This is a genomic window from Streptomyces sp. Ru72, from assembly GCF_002920635.1.
Lineage (GTDB): Bacteria > Actinomycetota > Actinomycetes > Streptomycetales > Streptomycetaceae > Streptomyces.
Map to the genome: position 1 here is coordinate 32,641 of NZ_PQSR01000042.1, position 24,830 is coordinate 57,470.

Genomic DNA, 24,830 nt, shown 5'->3' on the forward strand with positions numbered 1-24,830 from the left:
CGTCAGGAAGACGACTATGATCGCGGCATGCCCTACGACCCGTCAGCCTTCCCGCCCTTCGCCGTCACCGTGGATCTGGTCGTGCTGACCGTGCGCCGCCACGCCCTGTGTGCGCTGGCGGTGCGCAGGGGCGAGCCGCCCTTCCAGGGCCGGTGGGCGCTGCCGGGCGGCTTCGTCCGGGCGGATGAGGACCTGGGGCAGGCAGCCGCACGCGAGCTGGCCGAGGAGACGGGACTGCGGGCCCACGACCCGTCCGCACCGGCCCAGGACAACGGCGCCCACCTGGAGCAGCTGGCCACGTACGGCGACCCCAAGCGCGACCCGCGGATGAGGGTGGTGAGCGTCGCCCATCTCGCGCTCGCCCCCGACCTGCCCGCGCCCCGGGCCGGCGGTGACGCCAGCAACGTCCGCTGGGCGCCGGTCGAGGAGTTGCTGCAGCAGGGCGGGTACGGCCGCGCCGACGAACCGGTGGCTCCGCTCGCCTTCGATCACGCGCAGATCCTCGCGGACGGTGTCGAGCGCGCCCGATCCAAGATCGAGTACTCCTCGCTGGCCACTGCCTTCTGCCCGCCCGAGTTCACCGTCGGCGAGCTGCGCAGGGTCTACGAGGCCGTGTGGGGCGTGGCGCTCGACCCGCGCAACTTCCACCGCAAGGTGACGGGTACGCCCGGCTTCCTCGTCCCCACGGGCGGCACGACGACCCGGCAGGGCGGCCGCCCCGCACAGCTCTTCCGCGCGGGCGGTGCCACGCTGCTCAACCCGCCGATGCTGCGTCCCGAGGTCTGACCGGCGGCGTCACGGCGGGAGAGCGGACCCAGGGGTGGCTGCCGGAAGCCGGCCGTCGTCTGTGAGCTCCCCGGCGCCGTCGGCGCCGGTCGTGGACCTCCGGTCGCCGACGTCAGCTCCGGACATATGTCCGATCATGTTATTTCTGATCAAAGTGAGAGCCTGTCAGCCCGCAAGGCTCCGGACAAAATGGGCATATCGCGCTATCTTGCTTCGAGTGATCCAGGCGATCGGATTGACCAGCACCCCCCGCAAGGACTTTCCGCCCGCCGTCGACGACGTGTCCTTCGAGGCTCACGCGGGCCACGTCACCGCGCTTCTGGGAGCTTCGGGTGCGGGCAAGACGACGGCGCTCAGGCTCATGCTCGAACTTCAATCGGGCCGCGGCATCACCTACTTCCGGGGTCGCCCGCTGCACCGCATCGCCCACCCCGCCCGTGAAGTGGGTGTGCTGCTCGGCGACGTCCCCGGTCATCCCGCGCGCACGGTCCGCGGACAACTGCGCATGCTCTGCGCGGCCGCGGGCGTGCCGGCCCGCCGCGCCGACGAGGTGCTCGACGTGGTGGGACTCGTCGGCCTGCGCGACGAGCGCCTGGGCAACCTCTCGCGCGGCATGGACCGCCGCCTGGGCCTGGCCTCTGCCCTGCTCGCCGACCCGCACACGCTCGTCCTCGACGACCCCGCGGGCGGGCTCTCCGCCCGCGAGGGGCGCTGGCTGCACGGCGCTCTGCGCGCGCACGCCGCCGAGGGCGGCACCGTCCTGTTCACCACGGCCGACCCGAAGGAGGCGGCGCGCACCGCCGATCACGTCGTCACCCTCGGCCAGGGCCGTATCCTCGCCGACCAGCCTGTCGCCGACTTCGCCCGTACCCGGCTGCGGCCCCGCGTGGCCGTCCGCAGCCCGCACGCCGCCCGCCTCGGCGCCCTGCTCGCCAAGGAGGCCCGGGCCGCGCAGCGTTCGGTGGAGATCGTCCAGGAGGACGGCAACCGGCTGTCGGTGTACGGCAGTACGTGTGCCGACATCGGCGAGACCGCCTTCCGGCATGGGATCCTCGTTCACCAACTCGCCGACGAGGTCGGTGACATGGGGCCGACCGCCGGTGCGGAGTCCGCCCCGGCCCCGTCCGCCGCGACGCCCGAGCCGGGCGACCTGCCCCCACTGTCGCCACCCGTCGACGTCCGGTCCGTCCCGAACCCCCTGCGTCCCCTGCGCTACGAACTGCGCCGTGCCGCCGGGATCGGCACCGGCTACGCCACCGCGGCCGTCGTCCTCGTCACCTCGGTCCTGCTCTCCGTCCTCCTCGCCCGGGCCGGGCACACTCCGCAGCGCCGCCTGCTGGCCGCCTGGCCGCAACAGATCCCGCTGCCGCCCGCGGCGCTCGGCGCCGGACTGCTGGGCGCCCACGCCTTCGGCGACGAGTTCCGGCATCCCGCCCTGGCGACGGCCCGCGGGACCGTCCCCCGGCGTCTGGGACTGCTCGCCGCCAAACTCCTCGTCGCCGGGGCCTCGGCGCTGGCGCTGGCCGCCCTCGCCGCCGTCTGCGACCTCGTGTCGCTCCGGCTCGTCTATGGGCGGGAGGTCGCCGAGGTGCCCGCCGACTGGCTTGCGCTCGCGGCGAGTTGGTGCGGGCTGGTCGCCGGATGCGCCTGGGCCGGTGTGCTGGCCGCCGGTCTCTTCCGGTCCACCACCGCGGGGCTAGCCGCCGTCCTCGCGGTGCCCGTCGTCGTCGTACCCCTGGTCGAGAAGGCGCTGGCGGGGCCGTCCGTGCGGACCGCGACGGACCTCGCCGAGCGGATGCCCGCCCTGATGCTGCTGCGGTGGCCCTTCGGCGGGGACAGATACCTGGCCGCGGCGGCGCGCATGATCGCCCAACCCGTGGGCGGGGCACTGACCTTGTCCCTGTCCGCCCTGCTGTGCGCCTACCTGATCACAACGCTGCGCAGCAGAGTCCGGTGACAACAGTCCGTGCCGATCCGGTCCCCGCCTGTCACAACTCCCCTGAAAAGCGCCCATTTCTTTCCGATAAGGCGTCAATTGCGACGCCGTGAGCGATCACCCTTTCGTGTGCTTTTCACCAAAGACCTCAAGGGAGTTGGAGAGGGCGCCGACAAAGGATCCGTGAGTACCCTTGCGCACACCATGATGACCGCCGCCCGCTCAGCAGACTCCGGCCTGGCCGGACCGGGCGAACTCGACCGCTACCCCTACGCCGAGGCGCCCGCCGCCGACCGCGTCGGCGCCCCCTCGTGGGAGGGCGGGGAGCCGGAACTGGGGCGCGTCGGCCGGCGCGCCACGGGCAGCCGCGGACGCGGACTGCACGGCCAACTCGTCCAGCAACTGGGCCAGATGATCGTCTCCGGGGACCTGGGTGCCGACCGCCCGCTGGTGCCCGAGGAGATCGGGCAGCGTTTCGAGGTCTCCCGGACCGTCGTCCGTGAATCGCTGCGCGTCCTGGAGGCCAAGGGCCTGGTAAGCGCCCGCCCGAACGTCGGCACGCGCGTACGACCCGTCAGCGACTGGAACCTCCTGGACCCGGACATCATCGAGTGGCGTGCCTTCGGGCCGCAGCGCGACGACCAGCGCCGCGAGCTGAGCGAGCTGCGCTGGACCATCGAGCCGCTGGCCGCGCGCCTTGCCGCCGGGCACGGGCGCGAGGAGGTGCAGCAGCGGCTCGGCGACATGGTCGAGATCATGGGCCACGCCATGGGGCAGGGCGACTCCCTGACCTTCTCGCGTGCCGACGCGGAGTTCCACTCGCTGCTCATCCAGGTCGCCGGCAACCGCATGCTGGAGCACCTCTCGGGGATCGTCTCGGCCGCGCTCCAGGTCTCCGGCGGCCCGGTCACCGGCTGCGACCGCCCGAACGACACGGCCCTGTCGCAGCACGCCCGCATCGTCGACGCGCTCGCCGCGGGTGACGGCGCGGCGGCCGAGGGCGCCATGCGGCAACTGCTCACCGTCCACCCCGAGGTGGAGCGCGTGGTGCCCGCGCCCCGCGAGCACTGACGGCACACCGTCGGCGATGCGACCAGGGGGCGGATACCCGCATCGGGTGGCACCCGGACCGCGCGGCCGGTGCCCGCGGAGCGCCGTACGCCAGCCGTCGGACTCCGTCGGATCCTCCGGGGACCCGGCGGAGCCCGACGGAGACCGGCGACCCGCCCCGAGCCGGGGTGAGGCGGCCGTCGGGGGGCCGGTGCCGGTCCTGGGTGACCCGGTCGCGACCGCGGCTCCCCGGAGCCGGCGACGGATTCCGGGTATCGAGTGCGGATTCCCTGTGTCAGACGCGGCTTCCGGGATACGCGATGGTGTGAAAGTGTCGACGGCCGAGCGTCGGCAGTGGCGTCGACCGATCACCTCTGCCCGTATCTGGACGTTTTTGAGCGGTTACGGGGTGTGATCCGGGCCACGTAGATTGGGCGTAACGCTCTGCGGGGCTGCGCGATGACCTAAGAGGTGACAGCCGAGGAGGGAATACGGACGCCGTTCGCGGCGCTGTGCATCTTCCCGGCCCCCGCCCGCGCCGTCGGCCCATCTCCAAGCCGGCGGTCGGCTCCTGTCCGTTGTGGACGGGGCCGGAAGCCGTTTTCCAACGTTCCGAGAGGTTGTTCGTGTCGGCCAGCACATCCCGTACGCTCCCGCCGGAGATCGCCGAGTCCGTCTCTGTCATGGCTCTCATTGAGCGGGGAAAGGCTGAGGGGCAGATCGCCGGCGACGATGTGCGTCGGGCCTTCGAAGCTGACCAGATTCCGGCCACTCAGTGGAAGAACGTACTGCGCAGCCTCAACCAGATCCTCGAGGAAGAGGGTGTGACGCTGATGGTCAGTGCCGCAGAGCCCAAGCGCACCCGCAAGAGCGTCGCAGCGAAGAGTCCGGCCAAGCGCACCGCCACCAAGGCCGTCCCGGCGAAGACGGTGACCACCAAGCAGGCCACCGCCCCCGCCGCCCCGGCGGTGCCGGTCGCCGACGATCCGGCTGAGGACGCGCCTGTCAAGAAGACCGCGGCCAAGAAGGCGGCGGCAGCGAAGAAGACGGTCGCGAAGAAGGCCGTCGCCAAGAAGACGGCGGCCAAGAAGACGACCGCCGCCAAGAAGGACGACGTCGAGCTGCTCGACGAGGACGTCCTCGAGGACACCCCCGTCAAGGCCGGCGAGGAGCCCGAGGGCGCGGAGAGCGCCGGCTTCGTGCTCTCCGACGAGGACGAGGACGACGCGCCCGCGCAGCAGGTCGCCGCGGCCGGCGCCACCGCCGACCCGGTCAAGGACTACCTGAAGCAGATCGGCAAGGTCCCCCTGCTCAACGCCGAGCAGGAGGTCGAGCTCGCCAAGCGCATCGAGGCCGGCCTCTTCGCCGAGGACAAGCTGGCCAACGCCGACAAGCTCGCCCCCAAGCTCAAGCGCGAGCTGGAGATCATCGCCGAGGACGGCCGCCGCGCCAAGAACCACCTCCTGGAGGCCAACCTCCGTCTGGTGGTCTCCCTGGCCAAGCGCTACACCGGGCGCGGCATGCTCTTCCTGGACCTCATCCAGGAGGGCAACCTCGGTCTCATCCGCGCGGTCGAGAAGTTCGACTACACCAAGGGCTACAAGTTCTCGACGTACGCCACCTGGTGGATCCGTCAGGCGATCACCCGCGCCATGGCCGACCAGGCCCGCACCATCCGTATCCCGGTGCACATGGTCGAGGTCATCAACAAGCTCGCGCGCGTGCAGCGCCAGATGCTCCAGGACCTGGGCCGCGAGCCCACCCCGGAGGAACTGGCCAAGGAGCTCGACATGACCCCGGAGAAGGTCATCGAGGTCCAGAAGTACGGCCGGGAGCCGATCTCGCTGCACACCCCGCTGGGCGAGGACGGCGACAGCGAGTTCGGTGACCTCATCGAGGACTCCGAGGCCGTCGTCCCGGCCGACGCGGTCAGCTTCACGCTGCTGCAGGAGCAGCTGCACTCCGTGCTCGACACGCTGTCCGAGCGCGAGGCGGGCGTCGTCTCCATGCGTTTCGGTCTCACCGACGGTCAGCCGAAGACCCTCGACGAGATCGGCAAGGTGTACGGCGTCACCCGCGAGCGCATCCGCCAGATCGAGTCCAAGACGATGTCGAAGCTGCGTCACCCGTCGCGCTCCCAGGTGCTGCGCGACTACCTCGACTAGCCCTCGGCCTTACGTCATCAGGGGCCGTCTCCTACGGGAGGCGGCCCCTTTGCGTGTGCGGGATGCGGCCAGCTGGATCACTGTGGGTGTTCTACGACCATCCGACAGTGAGGAGAGCGCATGCCTCGCCCCTACGTCCGATCCCTGGCACTGGCGGCCGCAGCAGCCCTGATACAGCTGACGGCACCCGCGCCGGCGACGGCAGACAGCGTTGTCATCGGAGGGTCTCCGGTCGACATCTCACAGAGCCCGTGGACGGTCGCCCTGTCCAGTCGTGACCGGTTCGGAGGCACCCGGGCGGGGCAGTTCTGCGGGGGCGTGGTGGTGGACCGCTCCACGGTCCTGACCGCCGCCCACTGTCTGAGTGCGACCGTTCTCGGAGGGCCGCCCGCGCGGGTGCGGGATCTGAAGGTGATCGCGGACCGTACGGACCTCACGTCCAACCAGGGCAAGGAGATCCCCGTGGCCTCGACGTGGGTCAATCCGCAGTACAACAGCTACACGAACACCGGGGACTTCGGCGTGCTCACCCTCGCCTCCCCGCTGCCCGCCAGCTCCGTCATCCCCATGGCGCCCGCCGGGGATCCGGCCTATACGCCGGGCACGCCGGCGACGGTGTACGGCTGGGGGGATGTCACGGGGAATGCCACCTACACGAGCAGCCTGCGGGCCGCCAGCCTTCAGGTGCTGACGGATGCGACCTGTGAGCGGGCGTATCCCGGCGGTCTGGACGGGAGATACGTCGCGTCCTCCATGCTGTGCGCCGGGGCGCCCGAAGGCGGCCACGACGCCTGTCAGGGGGACAGTGGAGGGCCGCTGGTCGCCAATGGGCGTCTGATCGGCGTGGTGTCCTGGGGGAGCGGCTGTGGGCAGCCGGGGCGCCCCGGTGTCTACACGCGGGTCTCGGAGGCCGTCAAGGCGCTGGGGGGCGGCCACTGAGGGCGGCGCTGCCGGGCGCCGCCTCGCGCCGCGGGAAAGGGCACACCCGTGCGGGCTGTCGCCGGCACGGAGTGCGCGGTGGGTGTCCGGCACGAGGGCGCCGGCCCTGCGCGTCCTACGAGTACGGGCGGCCACTCCCCGGATGGGGTGGCCGCCCGTTCACCGGCGGCGCTGCCGGTGTCGGCTCGTCGTGAACGCGAAAGGTCAGCGTTCCTCTTCGGACGCGCTCGCGGGAACGGAGGTGAGCCGTTCCGTCTCGTCCTGTATCTCAGCGGCGATCTTCTTGAGTTCCGGCTCGAACTTGCGGCCGTGGTGGGCGCAGAAGAGCAGTTCTCCGCCGCTCAGGAGGACGACGCGCAGGTACGCCTGGGCGCCGCAACGGTCGCAGCGGTCAGCGGCCGTCAGCGGGCTCGCGTGGGTCAGAACAGTAGTCACGTCGCCTCTTCTCTAGCTCGACGAGCTGTCGTACCAGGGTCAACATCCAACCAGGCCGAAAACGTTCCCGCTCGCGGCTTCCCCTCGAAAAAAATCTTTCCGAGCCGGCTGTCTGCTGCCGGTTGGCGGCGAATGTGCCGTATTACGTCTCTTGTGTCGTACGGGTTCGCGCTGTGTGTCGGTTGTCCGTCCTCCCGGCGGGTTGCCGGTTGTGGATGAGGACGTGCCCCGAGGCTAAATGGTTCATGCCTCGAAGGGAACGTGATATGTACTTCACCCCCACGAGGGATCGAACGTCCGTGCGACTCTGGATTACCCTGAGATGCCGACGAGGGTTGCGTTACAACGGCTCTACCAGGCCTCGGTACCCTCGGACCGGCGACCGAAGCCGGCCCTCACCCCAGGGGGTCCCATTCTGAAATTCAGCGAGGAGCGAACCGCGTGACCGCCGAGACGTCCGTGCCGTCCACAGCGCTGCTGACCGGAGCAGACCGTGACGGTTCCAACTACACCGCGCGGCACCTGCTCGTCCTCGAAGGCCTCGAGGCCGTGCGCAAGCGCCCCGGTATGTACATCGGCTCCACCGACAGCCGGGGCCTGATGCACTGCCTCTGGGAGATCATCGACAACTCCGTCGACGAGGCCCTGGGCGGTTACTGCGACCACATCGAGGTGATCCTGCACGACGACGCCTCGGTGGAGGTGCGGGACAACGGCCGGGGCATCCCGGTCGACGTCGAGCCCAAGACGCGCCTGTCCGGCGTCGAGGTCGTGATGACCAAGCTGCACGCGGGCGGCAAGTTCGGCGGCGGCTCCTACGCGGCGTCCGGCGGTCTGCACGGCGTCGGGGCGTCCGTGGTGAACGCCCTCTCGGCGCGTCTGGACGTCGAGGTCGACCGTGGCGGCCACACCAACGCGATCAGCTTCCGGCGCGGTGTGCCGGGCGTCTTCGCCGCCGACGGGCCGGACGCGAAGTTCGAGGCCAAGAGCGGACTGCACAAGACCAAGAAGATCCCCAAGACCCGCACCGGCACGCGGGTGCGTTACTGGGCCGACCGTCAGATCTTCCTCAAGGACGCGAAACTCTCCCTGGAGACGCTGCACCAGCGGGCCCGCCAGACCGCGTTCCTGGTCCCCGGCCTCACCATCGTCGTCCGCGACGAGTACGGGCTCGGTGAGGGCGGCAGCAAGGGCGAGGAGTCCTTCCGCTTCGACGGCGGCATCAGCGAGTTCTGCGAGTACCTGGCGAGCGACAAGCCGGTGTGCGACGTCCTCCGTTTCTCTGGACAGGGCATCTTCAAGGAGACGGTCCCCGTCCTCGACGACCACGGCCAGATGACGCCCACCGAGGTCACCCGGGAGCTCGGCGTCGACGTCGCGCTGCGCTGGGGCACCGGTTACGACACGACGCTCAGGTCGTTCGTGAACATCATCGCCACCCCCAAGGGCGGCACCCACGTCGCAGGCTTCGAACAGGCCGTCACCCGGACGCTGAACGAGGTCCTGCGCGCCAAGAAGATGCTGCGCGTCGCCGAGGACGACATCGTCAAGGACGACGCGCTCGAGGGGCTCACCGCGGTCGTGACGGTGCGCCTGGCCGAGCCGCAGTTCGAGGGGCAGACCAAGGAGGTCCTCGGCACGTCCGCGGCGCGCCGCATCGTGGCGAACGTGGTCTCCAAGGAGCTCAAGGCGTTCCTGACGTCCACGAAGCGTGATGCCGCCCAGCAGGCCAGGGTCGTCCTGGAGAAGGCCGTCGCCGCCGCCCGCACGCGTATCGCGGCGCGCCAGCACAAGGACGCCCAGCGTCGTAAGACGGCCCTTGAGTCCTCCTCGCTGCCCGCCAAGCTCGCCGACTGCCGCAGCGACGACGTCGACCGCAGCGAGCTGTTCATCGTCGAGGGCGACTCCGCGCTCGGCACGGCGAAGCTCGCGCGGAACTCCGAGTTCCAGGCACTCCTGCCGATCCGTGGCAAGATCCTGAACGTGCAGAAGTCGTCCGTCACGGACATGCTGAAGAACGCCGAGTGCGGCGCGATCATCCAGGTCATAGGAGCGGGGTCCGGCCGGACCTTCGACCTCGACGCGGCCCGCTACGGCAAGATCATCATGATGACCGACGCCGACGTGGACGGTTCCCACATCCGCACCCTGCTCCTGACGCTGTTCCACCGCTACATGCGGCCCATGGTCGAGGCGGGTCGGGTGTTCGCCGCGGTGCCGCCGCTTCACCGCGTCGAGCTGATCCAGCCGAAGAAGGGCCAGGACAAGTACGTCTACACGTACTCGGACCGCGAACTGCGCGACAAGCTGCTGGAGTTCCAGAGCAAGGGCATCCGGTACAAGGACTCCATCCAGCGCTACAAGGGCCTCGGCGAGATGGATGCCGACCAGCTGGCCGAGACGACGATGGACCCGCGCCACCGCACCCTGCGCCGGATCAACCTCTCCGACCTGGAAGCCGCCGAACAGGTCTTCGACCTCCTGATGGGCAACGACGTGGCACCGCGCAAGGAGTTCATCTCCAGCTCGGCGGCGACACTGGACAGGTCCCGCATCGACGCCTGAGCGCTGGCGCGGCTGGGGCAGGGTGCACGGGGGTCGGGGGAGGCGCCTCGGCGCCTCCCGGCCGCATCCGCTTCCGGGCGGGCGCCCACCCCGGGCTCTCCACCCCTGGGTGGAGAGCGGGCAGGCCCGAGGATCCACCCACGATCCACCCCGGCTCCGATCTGCCGCCCCGCAGGCTTCCGTAGCGTCGAAGGCGTCGACGGCACCCGCCGCGGCAACGCCCTTCCTCGCCCACGGAGGCCACGATGTCCGGGCCCACAGACGCATTGCTGATCACCGCCGCAGTCGTCCTGATCCTCGTGCGTCAGTTCCGAGCGCGCCGTATCTCGGCCGACCGGCGCTGGTGGGTCATGCCTGCCGTCCTGGCCTTCCTGGCCGTGCGCGAGCCCGGCGCGCTGGACCCCCAGCACCACGCGGAGTCCGCCCTCCTCATCGCGGCCGAGCTGCTCATCGGGCTGGCCACGGGCGCCGGCTGGGCCTGGACCACCCGTATATGGACCGAGCCGGACGGCACGGTCTGGGGCCGTGGCACCAAGGCCAGTGTCGCGGTGTGGATCGTCGGCGTGGCGCTGCGCGTCGGTCTCTTAGGCATCGGCGCGGTCCTCGGCGTCCACCAGGACAGCTCCGCCCTGTTCCTCGCCCTCGCCGCCACCCTGCTGGTGCGCAGCGGGATCCTGGTCCGGCGGTCGCGTTCCGTCTCCAGCGCTGACCTGCATGGCCCGGCGTACGGTGACCGCTTGCCCTCGCCCCCGAGGAAGGAGTCCGTGTGACGGAGTACGCGTGGACACGTTGGCCCTCCCGAGAGGCCCTGTCCCGCGCCGGCGTCTCCGCCGCCCGGCGCGGGCTCGCCCGGATCGCACGGCTCGTCGCCCTTGGCATGCTCCTGTGGACGACGTTCACGGACGGCAGCCTGCGTTCGTGGGGCATCGTCGCCGCCGCGTTGGGGGTCCTGGTGTGCGCGGCAGGCGCGTGGGCCTTCTTCCGGACCACCTTCCACCACCGGCTGTTGTCCTCGCTCGCACTGCTCGTGGTGCTCATCGGGATGGGTGCGACGGCATACGCGGCGGACCTGCGCGTCCCCGCCATGGTCCTGTGGTGCGGCTGTGCCATCGGTGCCCTGGAGCGGCTGCCCCTCGCGGCCGCCGCGCCCACCGCCGGCCTCGGCCTGGGGGCGTACGCGGCGGTCACCGACGACGCCTGGCTGACCACAGTGGTCACTGTCATCGGGATCGCGCTCGCCGGCTATGTCCTGCGCCTCGACGCCGAGGCGCGCGGCAACGCCCTGCGGCTGCTCGCCCAGGAGAGGGCCGCGCGGGCGGCCGAGGCGGAGTCGGCGGCCCTGGCGGAGCGCACGCGGATCGCCCGGGAGATCCACGATGTACTGGCGCACAGCCTCTCGGCGCAGCTGGTGCATCTGGAGGCGGCCCGGCTGCTGATCGAGGCCGGGGCCGAACGGGAGACGATCCTGGAGCGGGTCGTGGCGGCGCGAGGGATGGCCCGGGACGGGCTTGCCGAGACCCGGCAGGCACTCTCCGCGCTGCGCGGGGAGATGTCCCCGCTCGAGGACTTCCTCAGCGAGCTCGTCTCCGCGTCGGACGGTGCCGACATCACCTTCTCGGGTGAGCGTCGGCCGCTGCCGGCCGAGGCCTCCCAGGCCGTCCGCCGGGTCGCTCAGGAGGCCCTGACCAACGTCCGCAAGCACGCACCGGGCGCCAAGGTGCGCCTACGGCTGGAGTACGCCGAGCACCAAGTCACGCTGGACGTCCGCGACTCGGGCGGTTCGCCGGGTGGGCTGGCCGGGTCGGGGGCCGGGTACGGTCTGCTGGGCATGCGGGAGCGTGCCGAGCTGCTGGGCGGCTCGCTGCAGGCAGGGCCCGGTGAGGAGGGGTTCGTGGTGACGTTGAAGGTGCCCGTATGACGGAGGAGGAGAGCGCGAAGCCCGCCCGGGTGGTGGTGGCGGACGATCAGACGGTGGTGCGCGAGGGCATCGTGATGCTGCTCGGTCTGCTGCCCGGGATCGAGGTCGTCGGCGCCGCGGGTGACGGTGAGGAGGCGGTCCGGCTCGTCGCCGAGCTCGCCCCGGACGTGGTCCTGATGGACCTGCGCATGCCGCGCTGCGACGGCGTCGAGGCGACGCGGCGCATCCGCGCCGAGCACCCCGGAACCCAGGTCGTCGTGCTGACCACCTTCGGGGACGACGAGTCGCTGTTTTCGGCCCTCAGAGCCGGGGCGCGGGGCTATCTCACCAAGGACGCGGGCGGGGACGAGATCGTACGGGCCGTGCGGAACGTGCTGTCCGGGGATGCCGGGCTGTCACCCAGCGTCCAGCGGCGCCTGCTGGAGCGGCTGGCGGAGCCGGAACCGGAACCGGTAGCGGCGCCCCGGACGCCGGACGGGCTCACCGCCAGGGAGACCGAGGTGCTCGTACTGATCGCCGAAGGGCTGAGCAACCAGGAGATCGCCCGCAGACTGCATGTGTCCACGGCGACCGTGAAGACCCACATCAACAATCTCTTCGCCAAGACGGGGCTCAAGGACCGTGCGCGGGCGGTGCGTTACGCGTATGCGACGGGGCTGGTCCGACCCCCATCGCGGTGAGTCACCTGATGGGGTGAAGCGCGGGGAGAAGAAGGTCCGGGCTCTTCCCGCTCTGTCCATGCTTGGGCATGAGGTCAAACCATGATCGTTTCCACGGAGGCGGGGACGGTCCCGAGAGTTCGGTTGAGAAGTACCACGGCGGTGATCCGGCCTCGGCGGGCGCGGGAGCGGCCGGGCGAACCGAGTACGACCCCTGGTACGACGCGCTCGCGTCCGGCTGGGGCGAGCTGGACGGGACGGGCACCCCCGCCCCGGTCGTGCCCTCCGCGCGCCGGGAGGACGAGGGTGCCGACCGCGTCGCCGACGTCTATCTGCAGGTGCAGCGCAGCGCGGCGTTCCGGGAGGTGCGCAGCCGGTACCGGAAATTCGTGGTTCCGGGGCTCGTTGTCTTCTTGACCTGGTACGTGGGCTATGTGGTGACCGCACAGGCGGCACCGGGGCTGATGGCGCGACCGGTGGCGGGAGCCGTGAACGTGGCGATGCTGGCGGGGCTCGGGCAGTTCCTGACGACGTTCCTGTTCACCTGGGCGTACGCACGGCACGCACGGTTGCGCAGAGACCGCGCCGCACTCGATCTGCGCTGGGACACCCAGGAGTTGACACGGCCGCTCAGGGGTGGCGAGCGGTGAGCGGTCACCATCAGACGCCGGCACTGCTGCTGTTCGGCGTGTTCGTCGCGATCACCCTGGCGATCACCACTTGGGTGAGCCGTGACCGGCACGGCTCGGCGGAGGAGTTCTACGCGGGCGGGCGGCTGTTCTCTCCGATGGAGAATGGTTTTGCCATCGCGGGCGACTACATGTCGGCGGCCTCCTTCCTGGGCGTGACGGGGCTCATCGCGCTCTTCGGCTACGACGGGATTCTGTACGTGGTGGGCTTCCTCGTCGCCTGGCTGGTGGTGCTCTTCTTCGTCGCAGAACTGGTGCGCAACTGCGGGCGGTTCACGCTTGCCGACGTCGTCGCGGCACGGATGAGCGAGCGGCGGGTGCGGATCGCGGTGGGGTCGTCCTCCGTGACGGTGTCCGTGCTGTACCTGGTGGCGCAGATGGTGGGCGCGGGCAGCCTCGTCGCGCTGCTCTTCGGGGGGACGAGCACGGCGGCGCGCGCCTGGACGGTGGTCGTCGTCGGCGCGCTCATGGTGATCTACGTGGCCCTGGGCGGAATGCGGGCCACCACCTGGATCCAGATCGTCAAGGCGGTCCTGCTGCTCGGCGGTACGGTGGCGCTGACCGTTGCGCTGCTGCTGCGGTTCCACGGAGACGTGGACGCGTTGCTGCGCACAGCGGCGGAGCGCAGCGGGCACGGGGACGCCTTCCTCGCCCCCGGGCTGAAGTACGGCGGGGACTGGACCGCCCGGATCGACTTCGTCAGCCTGGGCCTGGCGCTGCTGCTGGGCACGGCCGGGCTGCCGCACATCCTCTCCCGCTTCTACACCGTGCCGACCGCGCGTGCCGCCCGCCGTTCGGTCGTCTGGTCGGTCGGGCTCATCGGCGGTTTCTACCTGATGACGATCGTGCTGGGTTTCGGCGCGGCCGCCGTCGTCGGGCCCGACGCCGTGCGTGCCTCGAACGAGGCCGGAAACACGGCGGTGCCGCTGCTGGCGCAGCGACTGGGCGGCGGTGCGGACACCACCGGCGGGACGGTGCTGTTCGCCATGGTCGCCGCGATCGCCTTCGCCACGATCCTCGCCGTCGTCGCCGGGATCACCCTCGCCGCCTCGGCCGCCGTGGCCCACGACCTCTACCCCTCACTGCGGCGCCGTAGCGGCAAGGCCCGCAGCGAGGTGGCGGTGGCGCGGGCCGCCGCCGTAGGCATCGGCGTGCTCGCGATCGCCCTCGGCCTGCTGGTCCGCGACCTCAACGTGGCGTTCCTGGTGGGACTCGCCTTCGCGGTCTCGGCATCGGCGAATCTGCCGGTGCTGATGTACACGCTCTTCTGGCGCGGCTTCACAGCACGCGGGGCCGCCTGGGCGGTCTACGGCGGCCTGGTCCCCGCACTGGCGCTGGTGCTGCTGTCCCCGGTCGTCTCGGGAAGCCCCGGATCGCTGTTCCCGGCCGTGGACTTCCAGTACTTCCCGCTGCAGAACCCGGGCCTCGTCTCCATCCCGCTCGGCTTCCTCGCGGGCTGGCTCGGCACGGTCACCTCACCTGAGGCGCCGGACGAGGCCAAGTACGCGGAGACAGAGGTGCGGTCACTGACGGGCGCCGGAGCGGTGTGACCGATGGGCGCCCCCGCCGACGTATCCGCGAGCCGGGGCGCCCATGGTGCAAGGACCCCTAAGGCGCCACCCATGCGTACCGGTGCTCGGGGCGTCCCGTGTCGCCGTACTTCAGGGACAGGCGCAGCCGGCCCACCTGTTCCAGATGCCGCAGATAACGCTGGGCGGTGGAGCGGCTCAGGCCGGTCCTGGCCGCCACCTCGTGCGCGGAGAGCGGCTGGCCGGCCCGGTGCAGCACGTCGCAGATGAGGTCCGTCGTCGGTTCGGAGTGGCCGCTGGGCAGCCTCGGCGACGGGACCGCGGGCATGGTCCGCAGGGCGCCGAAGATCCGGTCCACCTGCTCCTGACCGGCCACCCCCCGGCCGCCGACGCGGTCGACGGTGCGGCGCAGGGCGGCGTAGGAGTCGAGGCGGGTGCGCAGGGCCGCGAAGGTGAACGGTTTCACCAGGTAGTGCAGGGCGCCCAGACGCATGGCGGCCTGGACGGTCGCCACGTCGCCGGCGGCGGTGATCATGATGACGTCGGTGCCGTGGCCGCGGTCGCGCATGCGGTGGACCAGTTCGAGCCCCGTCTGGTCGGGCAGGTAGTGGTCGAGCAGCACCAGGTCGATCGGGGCGCGTTCGACCGCGGCGAGCGCCTGGGCAGCGCTGTGCGCGCGGGCGGCGACCCGGAAACCGGGAACCTTTCCCACGTACTTGGCGTTGATCTCGGCGACACGGAAGTCGTCGTCCACGACCAGGACGTCAATCATCGGGCCTCTTTCTCCCAAGGCCATGCGGGCGTTACGCCCGTGTTTCGGCTCCGCAGTTGTAGCGCGAGCAAAAAGAGCACAACAGACTCTTGCAAGCAGAAGTCGAGGTTGCGCCCAGAAGACTCCTGCAGTGGCCCGCGCCACACCTACCGTCCCGGGCCATGAGCGCAGACACCAGCCCCGCCATCGAGCTACGGGGCGCGAGCAAGACCTTCCGGACCCCGTCAGGCGGTCTGCACACGGCCGTCAGGAACCTGGACCTGACCGTCGGGCGCGGCGAGTTCGTCGCCGTCGTCGGACCCACCGGATGCGGCAAGTCGACGACCCTGACCCTGGTCAGCGGCCTGGAGGAGCCCACCGAGGGCGAGGTCCTGGTGGCCGGCGAGCCGGTCTCGGGAGTCGGCGACAAGGTCGGTTTCGTCTTCCAGCAGGACGCCACGTTCCCCTGGCGCACGGTGCTGTCCAACGTCATGGCGGGTCCGCGCTTCCGGGGCGTGCCCAAGGCGGAGGCCAGGCAGAAGGCCCGTGAATGGCTGGCCCGGGTGGGGCTCGCGGCCTTCGAGGACCGCTACCCGCACCAGCTCTCCGGCGGCCAGCGCAAGCGTGTCGCCCTCGCCGCCACCTTCGTCAACGACCCCGAGATCCTGCTGATGGACGAGCCGTTCTCGGCGCTCGACGTGCAGACCCGGGCGCTGATGTCGGACGAGTTGCTGGAGCTGTGGGAGGGCACGGGCGCCTCCGTCGTCTTCGTCACCCACGACCTGGAGGAGTCGATCGCGCTGGCCGACAAGGTCGTCGTGATGACGGCTGGACCCGCCACCGTGAAGCAGGTCTTCGACATCGACCTGCCCCGGCCGCGCAAGGTCGAGTCGGTGCGCCTGGAGCCGCGGTTCATCGAGATCTACCGCGAGATCTGGGAGTCGCTGGGTGAAGAGGTCCGCATCACGCGCGAGAGGGGTGCCGCCCATGTCGCCTGAGGTCATCTCCGCGCCCGCTCCCGTCGACACCCCCAAGCCGGACCGCGCTCATTCACGCGCGCGTGCCGCCCGCAGACGCAAGGCCGTAGTCCTGCTCGTCCGCGTGCTGCTCCTGGTCGCCGTGCTCGGCCTCTGGGAGGCGCTCTCCCGGAGCAAGGTCATCGACCCGTTCAACTTCTCCATGCCGTCGAAGATCTGGGACCAGATCTCCACCTGGGTGATGCACGGCACCGCGCAGGGAGCGCTCGGCGAACAGATCTGGGTCACGCTCCACGAGGCGCTGCTCGGCTGGATCATCGGCGTCATCGCCGGTGTGGTCTTCGGTATCGCACTCGGCCGGATCGCCTTCCTCGCCGATGTCCTCGGTCCCTACATCAAGGTGCTCAACTCCATCCCCAGGATCGTCCTCGCCCCGATCTTCGTGATCTGGTTCGGGCTCGGACCGTCCTCCAAGGTCGCGTCCGCCGTCGTCCTGGTCTTCTTCCCGGTCTTCTTCAACGCCTTCCAGGGTGCCCGCGAGGTCGACCGCAACCTCGTCGCCAACGCCCGCATCCTGGGCGCCAGCGACCGCCGGGTGACACTCCAGGTCGTCATCCCGTCGGCCACCTCGTGGATCTTCACCAGCCTCCACGTCAGCTTCGGCTTCGCGCTCATCGGCGCCATCGTCGGCGAGTACATCGGCGCGACGAAGGGCATCGGCCTGCTCGTCGCCCAGTCCCAGGGGACCTTCAACGCGGCCGGTGTCTACGCCGCGATGGTCATCCTCGCGGTCGTCGCGCTGGTGGCCGAGGGGCTGCTCACCTTCGCCGAGCGCCGCATCTTCCGCTGGAAGCCGTCGGACTCGGGGCACTGACCTGCCCCGAAGGTTTCGGTCAACGCCCCAGTCCCACCCGCAGTCCCCTCCCGCACCGCCCTCTCACAAGGACGTGAACCACCATGCGCAAGTCCGCCAGAATCGCCGCCCTCGCCGCGGCCGGCCTGCTCGCCGCCACCTCGCTCACCGCCTGCGCCAACGACGCGGCCACCACCGCCTCGTCGGACTCCGGCAGCAAGGGCGACGGCAAGGGCGAGAAGGTCAAGATCATGGTGGGTGGCCTGGACAAGGTCATCTACCTGCCCGCCATGCTCACCCAGCGGCTCGGCTACTTCGACGCCGAGGGCCTGGACGTGGAACTGCTGAGCGAGCCGGCCGGCGTGCAGGCCGAGACCGCGCTCGTCTCCGGCCAGGTCCAGGGGGCCGTCGGCTTCTACGACCACACGCTCGACCTGCAGACCAAGGGCAAGTACGTCGAATCCGTGGTGCAGTTCTCGCACGCGCCCGGTGAGGTGGAGATCGTCTCCAACAAGCGCGCCAAGGACATCACCTCGCCCAAGGACTTCAAGGGCAGGAAGCTCGGCGTCACCGGCCTCGGTTCCTCGACCGACTTCCTCACCAAGTACCTCGCCGTCAAGAACGGTGTGCAGGTCAGCGAGTTCAGCCCGGTCGCCGTCGGCGCCGGTCCGACGTTCATCTCCGCCCTCCAGCAGGGCTCGATCGACGCCGGCATGACCACGGACCCGACCGTCGCCACGGTCCTGCAGAAGAACCTCGGCCAGGTGCTCGTCGACATGCGGACACCGCAGGGGTCGCAGGAGGCCCTGGGCGGCCCGTACCCGTCGTCGAGCCTGTACATGCAGACGGACTGGGTCAACAGCCACAAGGACACCGTCCAGAAGCTCGCCAACGCGTTCGTCAAGACCCTCAAGTGGATGTCCACACACTCCGCGAACGAGATCGCCGCCAAGATGCCGGCCGACTACTCGCAGGGCAACAAGACGCTCTACGCGAGCGCCATCAAGAGCACGCTGCCGATGTTCACCAAGGACGGCGTGATGCCCGAGGACGGCCCGGAGACCGTCGAGAAGGTCCTCAAGGCGTTCAACCCGAACATCAAGAACGCCACGATCGACCTCGGCAAGACGTTCACCACCGAGTTCGTGAAGAAGGCCACGGGCTGAGCCCGACGGCCGTGCCTCAGACGCGGGTCGCCCACACGTAGCGGTGTTCGGGGCGGCCCGCGTCGCCGTATCGCAGGGTCAGCGTGGCCCGCCCCGTGCGCTCCAGGAGCTTCAGATAGCGCTGCGCGGTCTGGCGGCTCAGCCCGGTCCGCTCGGCGACCTCCTGGGCGGACAGCGGCCCCGGGGCGTCCACCAGGGCACGGCGTACCAGCTCCGCCGTCGTCGCCGAGTGCCCCTTGGGCAGCCCCGGCTCCGAACCCGCCGACAGAGCGCCGAAGATCCGGTCGACCTCCGCCTGCTCGGCCTCACCGCCGCCGTCGAGGGTGCGCCGCAGCTCGGCGTACGCCTCCAGCTTGGCGCGCAGGCCCGCGAAGGCGAACGGTTTGACCAGGTACTGGAGCGCGCCGTGCCGCATCGCGGCCTGGACCGTCCGGATGTCACGGGCCGCCGTCACCATGATCACATCGGTCTGGTGGCCGCGCCGGCGCATCTCCTGCACGACCGCGAGTCCCGTGTCGTCGGGCAGGTAGTGGTCCATCAGGACCAGGTCCAGGTGGGGCAGCGTCTCCATCTGCCGCAGCGCGTCAGCCGCGTTGTGCGCCTGGCCGGCCACCCGGAAGCCGGCGACCTTCTCCACATACGCGGCGTTGACCCGGGCGACCCGGGGGTCGTCGTCCACGACCAGTACGTCGATCGGCCGGGTCATCGCGACTCCTCCTCGGGGATCGGGGCGGGGCTGTCCGGGGCGGGCGCCCTGTCCGCAGGTGCCTGACGGGCGGGGACGAGGACCCCGCGGTCTGCGCCGGCCGGCTCCGGTTCCTCGAGCGCCTCGGGGAGGACGACGACGAACTCCGCGCCTCCTCCGTCCGCCTCGGTCACCCGGGCGCCGCCTCCCTGGCGCTCGGCGAGTCGGCGCACCAGGGACAGCCCGATGCCGCGCTTGCCGTGCGCCGGGGGCTGCTTGGTGGACCATCCGTCCGTGAAGACCAGCTCCCGCCGCTCGGCGGGTATTCCGGGGCCGGTGTCGCGTACCCTGATGACCGCCGTGCGCTCCTCCGCACGCAGTTCGACCTCCACGCGCGCGTGCGGAGTGCCCGCGACGGCGTCGAGTGCGTTGTCGACCAGGTTCCCGACGATCGTGACCAGACCTCTGGGATCGATCAACCGGTCCGGCAGCAGTGTCCGGTCGGCGATCCACAGGGCCACCCCACGCTCGGCGGCGACCGTCGCCTTGCCCACCAACAGGGCCGCGAGCAGCGGATCGTGAACCTTCTCGGTGACCTGTTCCGCCGTGGCCCTGTGGTCGCCCACCACCTCGCCGACGAACTCCACGGCGTCCTCGTACATCTCCAGTTCCAGCAGTCCCAGGAGTGTGTGCATGCGGTTGGCGTGTTCGTGGTCCTGCGCGCGCAGGGCGTCGATCAGACCGCGTGTGGAGTCCAGTTCACGGCCCAGCTGCTCCAGCTCGGTCCGGTCGCGCAGGGTGGCGACGGCACCTCCGTCGTCGGTGGGCATGCGGTTGGTGACGAGGACCCGGTGCCCGCGCACGGTGAGCAGGTCGGTGCCCGTGACCCGTCCGGCGAGCACATCGGTCGTACGGCCCTCGCCGAGCGCGTCGTCGAGGGTGCGGCCGACGACCTCGTCACCTATGCCCAGCAGGCGCTGCGCCTCGTCGTTGACCAGACGCACCCGCCCCTCGCGGTCCAGGGCGACGACGCCTTCCCTGATGCCGTGCAGCATGGCCTCGCGCTCGGCGAGCAGCGCGGAGATGTCAGAGAAGGCGAGATCACGGGTCTGCCGCTGAACCCTGCGGGAGATCAGGTACGCGGCCAGCGCGCCGATCGCCAGGGCCGCGCCCGCGTACGCGAACAGCCCCGGGATCGCGTGGATCAGCCGGGCCCGGACGCTGTCGTACTCGATGCCCACGGAGACCGCCCCGATGATCCTGCCGCGCTCGTCCCGCAGCGGTACCTTGCCGCGGGCCGAGCGGCCCAGGGTGCCGCTGTCGATGGCCATGACGTCCCTGCCGGCCAGGGCACCGCTCGGGTCGGTGGAGACGACCTTGCCGATCTGGGTGGTGTCCGGGTGCGACCAGCGCACCCATCGGGTGTTCATCACCACGACGTACTCGGCGTGGCTGGCCTTGCGGATGCGCTCCGCCTCCGCCTGCACGGGTCCGTCGGGCGACGGCCGCGTCCGTTGCAGATCCCTCGCGATCTGCGGCTGGGCCGCCGTGGTCTGCGCGATCGCGAGGGCCCGGCGCATCGCCTGGTCGTCCAGCAGGCGGCTGAGCGGCGCCAGGAACAGCCCGGTGGCGAGCACGGCCACGCCCGCGGCGATCGCCACCTGCATCAGCAGGACCTGCGAGAACATCCGCCGCGGCAGACCGAGGCGCAGTCGTCGTGCAGGGGCAGAGGGGCTCATGGGTACGACGGTACGGGGACGGGCGCGCCGTGCCGTAGGGGGTGTGGCGTGGATCTCCTGTGCGGAGCGGGTGCCGCCCGTCTCGCGGAGCCGCCCCCGTCCCGCGCGGGGCCCGCGCCTCAGCAGCGCGCCGGATGGGCGGCGACCGCGGTGCGCAGCTCCCGTACCGACACCACGTCCATCCGCGCCGGGGAACCCAGCACCGAGCCGCAGCTCTCCGGGCGCGGCGGCAGCGAGGCGCGCTGGGCCACGACGACGCGCCACAGGCGGCCGTCGGCGTGGGCGACGGTGACCTTCCAGCGGGGCGCCGCGCCGTCGGTGCGCAGAACGGTCAGCGCTCCCGCCGCGTACTCCTGGGCCGTCGTGCGCACCGCGAGCTCCGCGGCCTGCGCGGGCCGCTCCCAGGCGGAGCTGCCGCGGCATCCCTCGACCACGACCCGCCCGTCGCGCACGGCCTGGAGGACCTCCTTGACGTGGGCGGCCCGGGCCCGCCCGTACGCGTATCCGAACGGCAGGACGAGCACTGTGGGGGAGAAGCGGTGGCCGCCGAGGTGGGTGACCTCCCAGACGCCCCCGACGCCGGAGGCGGTCAGCTCGGCCGCGAGGGGCCGGCCGAGGAGGGCGCAGCAGCGGTCGCGCCTGCCGTTGGTGCAGACGAGGGCGAGCGGGTCGCCGCTGTGCGGACGCCCCTGGAGAACCGAGTCGAAGCTGTGCGGATCGCCCGTGCCGAGGGCGGCGAAGTCCAGATCGAGCAGTCGCTCCGGCGCGGAGGTCGTGGCAGCGTGCAGCCAGACGTTTCCGGGCACGGTGTGCGCCACGTAGACCTGCCGTTCGGCGGGCGTGCCGCAGTCGGCGTGCCGCCCGGGGCGGCGGATCAGCGCGATCCGCACGCCGGTGCCCTCCGCGGCCGCCTCCAGGGCGCGGCCGAGCGCCCGGTCCAGGTGGCTGGAGGTGAGCGCCTTGGGACCCCAAGGGCCGGGCTGTTCCAGGAGCAACCAGGTCCTCGCGGTCGCCGCGGTCCCCGCGAGGGGCTCGTCGAGGTCCCGGGACGCGGTCGTGCACGTACTCACAGAGGTGAGCCTAACCTGACTTGGCCGGCGGTGAACGTCGGGCTCACTCCGGGAGCGGCTGTGACGGGCGCGCTCCCGTGTACCGACCGCTGGGACGCATCCGCAGGCAGCGTTCCTCGTACTCCTCCAGGGTGTGGGGATCCATCCCGCGGTGCGTGCGTACGGCGAAGACGGTCTCGCCGGCCGTGGCGTCCATGCCCGAAGACGCCGTGAACACGGCGAGGGCCAGGTCGACGTCGCCGTGCAGGGGGGTGTGGCGGGCCGCGGTGGACGCGACGTCCCGGGCCGCGGCCAGCGCGGGTGCCGCGGACGGCAGGTCCTCCAGGGCCGCGAAAAGGGCGCGCGCGAGGGTCCTCGCCGGGATACAGGCGGTGTCCGAGTCCGGGAATCCGGCGCCCGGCCCGCAGTTCGTCGGCGACGACGGGAGCGGCGGTGCCTCGGCCCAGGACCTCGAGAAGCATCCGGTGCGCCAGGCTGCTGGCCGCACCGTGCAACGGCCCCTCCAGCGGCCTGCCGCGCGAGATGTTCATCCCTACCTTCGCGACGGCCCGGGTGGTCGGCTGGAGCGCCAACATCCTGGAACAGGCGGAAGGCTCCACGATCATCCGCCCGGCGGCCCGGTATGTCGGCCCGGAACCGCCGGTGGCTGTGCCGGCGGTGGCAGGAGGGTCGGATGACCATCGGGCCTCGATGCTGTTCGCATCGAGGCCACGGGTGGAAGGGCGGATGAGCGCCCGTCCTCATGCTTCGGGGATGTCGGCCTTCGCGTGGAGCAGTGTTTCGCGGCTGATGACGACGATCCGTTCATAGTCCGCCCGTGAGGCGTCGGGCGGCAGCTCCGCGTCAAGAGCATCCGTGGCCTCTGTGCCGATGACGGCGAAGTTGCCGTCGCTCAGCTCGAAGATGTCGGGGCAGCTCTGGCCCGAGACGCTGCCGCGCTCCCGGGGCGAGGCGCCGACTCGACGCACGATCTTCAAGTCCGTTCCTAGCCTGGTCGAGGGACGGGCCGAGGGGTGCGTGGGACGCTGCACGGGCTGATGGCCTCCTTCGTCCGGATAGCTCATGAGGGGGCCCGGAAGAACTCATGAGTGGCCGCCGGTCCTCGTGGGCAAGGCAGCCCTGCACAGGGAATGTGAAGCTTGCGGAATGTTTCACCGCATCAGACTCGGGGAAGACTACAGCCCGCGCCAGTCACGCGTCTTCCCATCCATACCGTGAGTTGACGTCCGTCACTCCTCTGGCAGTTCTCCCACCACCCACCACTGCTCGCCGTCCTCCTGCTCCCGCACCAGGGCGTCCATGTCGCGGACCAAGTCGTCCGTCAACGTGCCCAGCCTGGCTTCCTCGGACGAGGCGGGCAGGCTCTCGCGATGGTGGCGCGTGGCCGCCCAGTACTCGCGGAAGATGTCGTTGCGGCAGATCATCCGAAGGTGCCCGTACAGCTCGTTGAGACTCAGCGCCCCGATTCGGTGGTAATACAGAGCGTTGATATACAGGGCGTTGGCGAAGAGGTACTGGCGCTGCCTGTCCGGTGGGACGTCCGTGTCGTACGTGTCCAGGACGGCTGCCAGCGCGGGGTCGTCCATGGCCTTGCACAACAACTCGAAGTGGAGCCGGTGCTGCTCCACGAGCGCTGCGCGTTTGCGCTGGCGCGAGCCCCAACCGGTCATGGCGCCGAAGGCGGCTGCCAGCTTCGCCCTGGAGAGGGAGCCAAGCCCCCGTATGCCGGAGCTCTGTGTGACCATGTCAACCCCCGAATCAGGCGACCGTCCGCCGGTCGTCGGGTGCGGGTCGACTGGTGGGGACCGGCGAGCGATGGGCGGCGCGCTTGCCGTCTCCCAGGGTGCCGAGCGGCTCTGATCGGCCGGGAGGCGGAGAGGAGGCGCACGGAGGGAAGCGAGGGTCGCACGCTCCTGCGCCATGCCCAACGTCTGCCCCGCAAGTGGTGCTAACAATCGTTCACTTCGCGGGCTTTCCCCGCACTCGTATCCTGGGTCGGCATTCAATCCTCGTAAGAGAGCCGACCCGTTGCGGCGTGAGCCGGTCCGCGAGCCGTCCCCGTACGGCCGCCGGTCCGCGCGCCGGCGGGCGCACGGGTGTGAAAAGGGGCGCACAGTGACCCAGTCGTCGAGTCCACAACAGATACCGGTCGTCGTACTCGCCGGATTTCTGGGCTCCGGCAAGACCACCCTGCTCAACCACCTCCTCCACCACAGCGGGGGCAGCCGCATCGGGGCCGTCGTCAACGACTTCGGGGCCATCGAGATCGACGCGATGGCCGTCGCCGGGGCCCTCGGGGACTCCACCGTCTCCCTCGGCAACGGGTGCCTGTGCTGCGCCGTCGACGCGAGCGAGCTCGATCTCTACCTCGATCGTCTCGCCCAGCCCTCCGCCGGCATCGACGTCATCGTCATCGAGGCCAGCGGACTCGCCGAACCTCGGGAGCTGGTCCGCATGGTGCTGGCCAGCGAGCAGCCGCGCGTCGTCTACGGCGGGCTCGTCGAGGTCGTCGACGCCGTGGAGTTCGACGCCACCCGCGAGAGGCATCCCGAACTCGACCGCCATCTCGCCCTCGCCGACCTCGTCGTCGTCAACAAGACCGACCGAGCCGAGGACAGCGAGCGGGTTCTGCGGCTGGTGCGCTCGCTCGCCGACCGTGCCGCCGTCGTCCCGGCCGCCTACGGGCGCATCGACCCGGAGTTCCTCTTCGACTGCCGGCCGGCCGAGGAACGCGTCGGGCAGCTGTCCTTCGACGACATCCCCCGACAGGACGGTCACGGGCAGGGGCACGACGAGGCGCACCACGCCCATCTGCACACCGCGTACGACAGCCTGTCCTTCCGCTCCGACGTGCCCATGAACCCCCGCCGGCTGCTGGACTTCCTCGACAGTCGCCCCGAGGGCCTGTACCGGATCAA

General features: G+C 70.8%; 22 protein-coding genes and 2 pseudogenes. 16 read left to right on the forward strand and 8 right to left on the reverse strand.

Features of this window, described 5'->3' with window-relative positions; genetic code table 11:
- Window positions 1-27: 27 nt before the first annotated feature.
- From C3488_RS20355 to C3488_RS20375, 5 genes are all read left to right on the forward strand, one after another.
- Window positions 28-786, forward strand: a complete 759-nt coding sequence (locus C3488_RS20355; protein WP_103841403.1) for an NUDIX domain-containing protein — start codon at window positions 28-30, stop codon at window positions 784-786.
- Between the two features lie 217 nt (window positions 787-1,003).
- The gene (locus C3488_RS20360; protein WP_103841405.1) at window positions 1,004-2,743 is read left to right on the forward strand and encodes an ATP-binding cassette domain-containing protein; all 1,740 of its coding nucleotides are present in this window, start codon (window positions 1,004-1,006) and stop codon (window positions 2,741-2,743) included.
- 162 nt (window positions 2,744-2,905) lie between these two features.
- On the forward strand, window positions 2,906-3,793 hold the full coding sequence (locus C3488_RS20365) for a FadR/GntR family transcriptional regulator (protein WP_103841407.1): 888 nt from the start codon (window positions 2,906-2,908) through the stop codon (window positions 3,791-3,793).
- 605 nt (window positions 3,794-4,398) lie between these two features.
- Window positions 4,399-5,937: an RNA polymerase sigma factor gene (locus C3488_RS20370; protein ID WP_103841448.1), complete on the forward strand. Its 1,539-nt coding sequence runs from the start codon at window positions 4,399-4,401 to the stop codon at window positions 5,935-5,937.
- Window positions 5,938-6,057: 120 nt separating this feature from the next.
- The gene (locus tag C3488_RS20375; RefSeq protein WP_103841408.1) at window positions 6,058-6,876 is read left to right on the forward strand and encodes a serine protease; all 819 of its coding nucleotides are present in this window, start codon (window positions 6,058-6,060) and stop codon (window positions 6,874-6,876) included.
- 204 nt (window positions 6,877-7,080) lie between these two features.
- Here the strand turns inward: C3488_RS20375 and C3488_RS20380 are convergent, their stop codons facing one another.
- Window positions 7,081-7,311, reverse strand: a complete 231-nt coding sequence (locus C3488_RS20380) for a hypothetical protein (protein ID WP_103841410.1) — start codon at window positions 7,309-7,311, stop codon at window positions 7,081-7,083.
- Between the two features lie 441 nt (window positions 7,312-7,752).
- On the opposite strand from C3488_RS20380, the gene C3488_RS20385 reads away from it, so the two are divergent.
- The 6 genes from C3488_RS20385 (at window position 7,753) to C3488_RS20410 (ending at window position 14,692) form a co-directional block, all read left to right on the forward strand.
- Window positions 7,753-9,876: a type IIA DNA topoisomerase subunit B gene (locus C3488_RS20385; protein WP_103841412.1), complete on the forward strand. Its 2,124-nt coding sequence runs from the start codon at window positions 7,753-7,755 to the stop codon at window positions 9,874-9,876.
- A gap of 245 nt (window positions 9,877-10,121) precedes the next feature.
- The gene (locus C3488_RS20390) at window positions 10,122-10,646 is read left to right on the forward strand and encodes a CcdC protein domain-containing protein (RefSeq protein WP_103841413.1); all 525 of its coding nucleotides are present in this window, start codon (window positions 10,122-10,124) and stop codon (window positions 10,644-10,646) included.
- On the forward strand, window positions 10,643-11,794 hold the full coding sequence (locus C3488_RS20395; RefSeq protein ID WP_103841415.1) for a sensor histidine kinase: 1,152 nt from the start codon (window positions 10,643-10,645) through the stop codon (window positions 11,792-11,794). The genes C3488_RS20390 and C3488_RS20395 overlap by 4 nt, the downstream gene beginning before the upstream one ends.
- Window positions 11,791-12,474, forward strand: coding sequence for a response regulator transcription factor (locus tag C3488_RS20400; RefSeq protein WP_103841418.1), 684 nt, complete (start codon window positions 11,791-11,793; stop codon window positions 12,472-12,474). Before C3488_RS20395 ends, C3488_RS20400 begins: the two co-directional genes overlap by 4 nt.
- Before the next feature lie 68 nt (window positions 12,475-12,542).
- On the forward strand, window positions 12,543-13,103 hold the full coding sequence (locus C3488_RS20405; protein ID WP_103841420.1) for a DUF485 domain-containing protein: 561 nt from the start codon (window positions 12,543-12,545) through the stop codon (window positions 13,101-13,103).
- Window positions 13,100-14,692 carry a cation acetate symporter gene (locus C3488_RS20410; protein WP_103841422.1) on the forward strand — a complete coding sequence of 531 codons (1,593 nt, stop codon included), beginning with the start codon at window positions 13,100-13,102 and terminating at the stop codon, window positions 14,690-14,692. The genes C3488_RS20405 and C3488_RS20410 overlap by 4 nt, the downstream gene beginning before the upstream one ends.
- 58 nt (window positions 14,693-14,750) lie before the next feature.
- On the opposite strand, the gene C3488_RS20415 is transcribed toward C3488_RS20410, so the two are convergent.
- Window positions 14,751-15,443 carry a response regulator gene (locus C3488_RS20415; RefSeq protein ID WP_103841424.1) on the reverse strand — a complete coding sequence of 231 codons (693 nt, stop codon included), beginning with the start codon at window positions 15,441-15,443 and terminating at the stop codon, window positions 14,751-14,753.
- Window positions 15,444-15,604: 161 nt separating this feature from the next.
- Between C3488_RS20415 and C3488_RS20420 the strand changes: the two genes are divergently transcribed.
- The 3 genes from C3488_RS20420 to C3488_RS20430 all read left to right on the forward strand — a co-directional run bounded on the left by C3488_RS20420 (window position 15,605) and on the right by C3488_RS20430 (window position 18,418).
- Window positions 15,605-16,420 carry an ABC transporter ATP-binding protein gene (locus C3488_RS20420; protein ID WP_103841426.1) on the forward strand — a complete coding sequence of 272 codons (816 nt, stop codon included), beginning with the start codon at window positions 15,605-15,607 and terminating at the stop codon, window positions 16,418-16,420.
- Entirely contained in the window at window positions 16,410-17,273 is an 864-nt protein-coding gene (locus C3488_RS20425; RefSeq protein WP_103841428.1) for an ABC transporter permease, read from the forward strand. The genes C3488_RS20420 and C3488_RS20425 overlap by 11 nt, the downstream gene beginning before the upstream one ends.
- 83 nt (window positions 17,274-17,356) lie before the next feature.
- Window positions 17,357-18,418 carry an ABC transporter substrate-binding protein gene (locus C3488_RS20430; RefSeq protein WP_103841430.1) on the forward strand — a complete coding sequence of 354 codons (1,062 nt, stop codon included), beginning with the start codon at window positions 17,357-17,359 and terminating at the stop codon, window positions 18,416-18,418.
- Window positions 18,419-18,434: 16 nt separating this feature from the next.
- Here the strand turns inward: C3488_RS20430 and C3488_RS20435 are convergent, their stop codons facing one another.
- The 4 genes and pseudogenes from C3488_RS20435 to C3488_RS20450 form a co-directional block, all read right to left on the reverse strand.
- On the reverse strand, window positions 18,435-19,124 hold the full coding sequence (locus tag C3488_RS20435) for a response regulator (protein WP_103841432.1): 690 nt from the start codon (window positions 19,122-19,124) through the stop codon (window positions 18,435-18,437).
- Window positions 19,121-20,842: a sensor histidine kinase gene (locus tag C3488_RS20440; protein WP_103841434.1), complete on the reverse strand. Its 1,722-nt coding sequence runs from the start codon at window positions 20,840-20,842 to the stop codon at window positions 19,121-19,123. Before C3488_RS20440 ends, C3488_RS20435 begins: the two co-directional genes overlap by 4 nt.
- A gap of 119 nt (window positions 20,843-20,961) precedes the next feature.
- Window positions 20,962-21,912 carry a sucrase ferredoxin gene (locus tag C3488_RS20445; protein WP_103841436.1) on the reverse strand — a complete coding sequence of 317 codons (951 nt, stop codon included), beginning with the start codon at window positions 21,910-21,912 and terminating at the stop codon, window positions 20,962-20,964.
- A 43-nt stretch (window positions 21,913-21,955) separates the two neighbouring features.
- Window positions 21,956-22,427: pseudogene (locus C3488_RS20450) on the reverse strand (citrate/2-methylcitrate synthase); the annotation flags it as partial.
- On the opposite strand from C3488_RS20450, the pseudogene C3488_RS41670 reads away from it, so the two are divergent.
- A pseudogene (locus C3488_RS41670) lies at window positions 22,420-22,575 on the forward strand (citrate/2-methylcitrate synthase); the annotation flags it as partial. The pseudogenes C3488_RS20450 and C3488_RS41670 sit on opposite strands and share 8 nt — an antisense overlap.
- Window positions 22,576-22,652: 77 nt before the next feature.
- On the opposite strand, the gene C3488_RS20460 reads toward C3488_RS41670, so the two are convergent.
- Both C3488_RS20460 and C3488_RS20465 read right to left on the reverse strand, forming a co-directional pair.
- Window positions 22,653-22,889, reverse strand: a complete 237-nt coding sequence (locus tag C3488_RS20460) for a hypothetical protein (RefSeq protein ID WP_103841438.1) — start codon at window positions 22,887-22,889, stop codon at window positions 22,653-22,655.
- Between the two features lie 252 nt (window positions 22,890-23,141).
- Entirely contained in the window at window positions 23,142-23,657 is a 516-nt protein-coding gene (locus C3488_RS20465; protein ID WP_103841440.1) for a DUF6082 family protein, read from the reverse strand.
- Window positions 23,658-24,027: 370 nt separating this feature from the next.
- Between C3488_RS20465 and C3488_RS20470 the strand changes: the two genes are divergently transcribed.
- The coding region (locus C3488_RS20470) for a GTP-binding protein (protein ID WP_103841442.1) at window positions 24,028-24,830 on the forward strand (803 nt) is incomplete at its 3' end.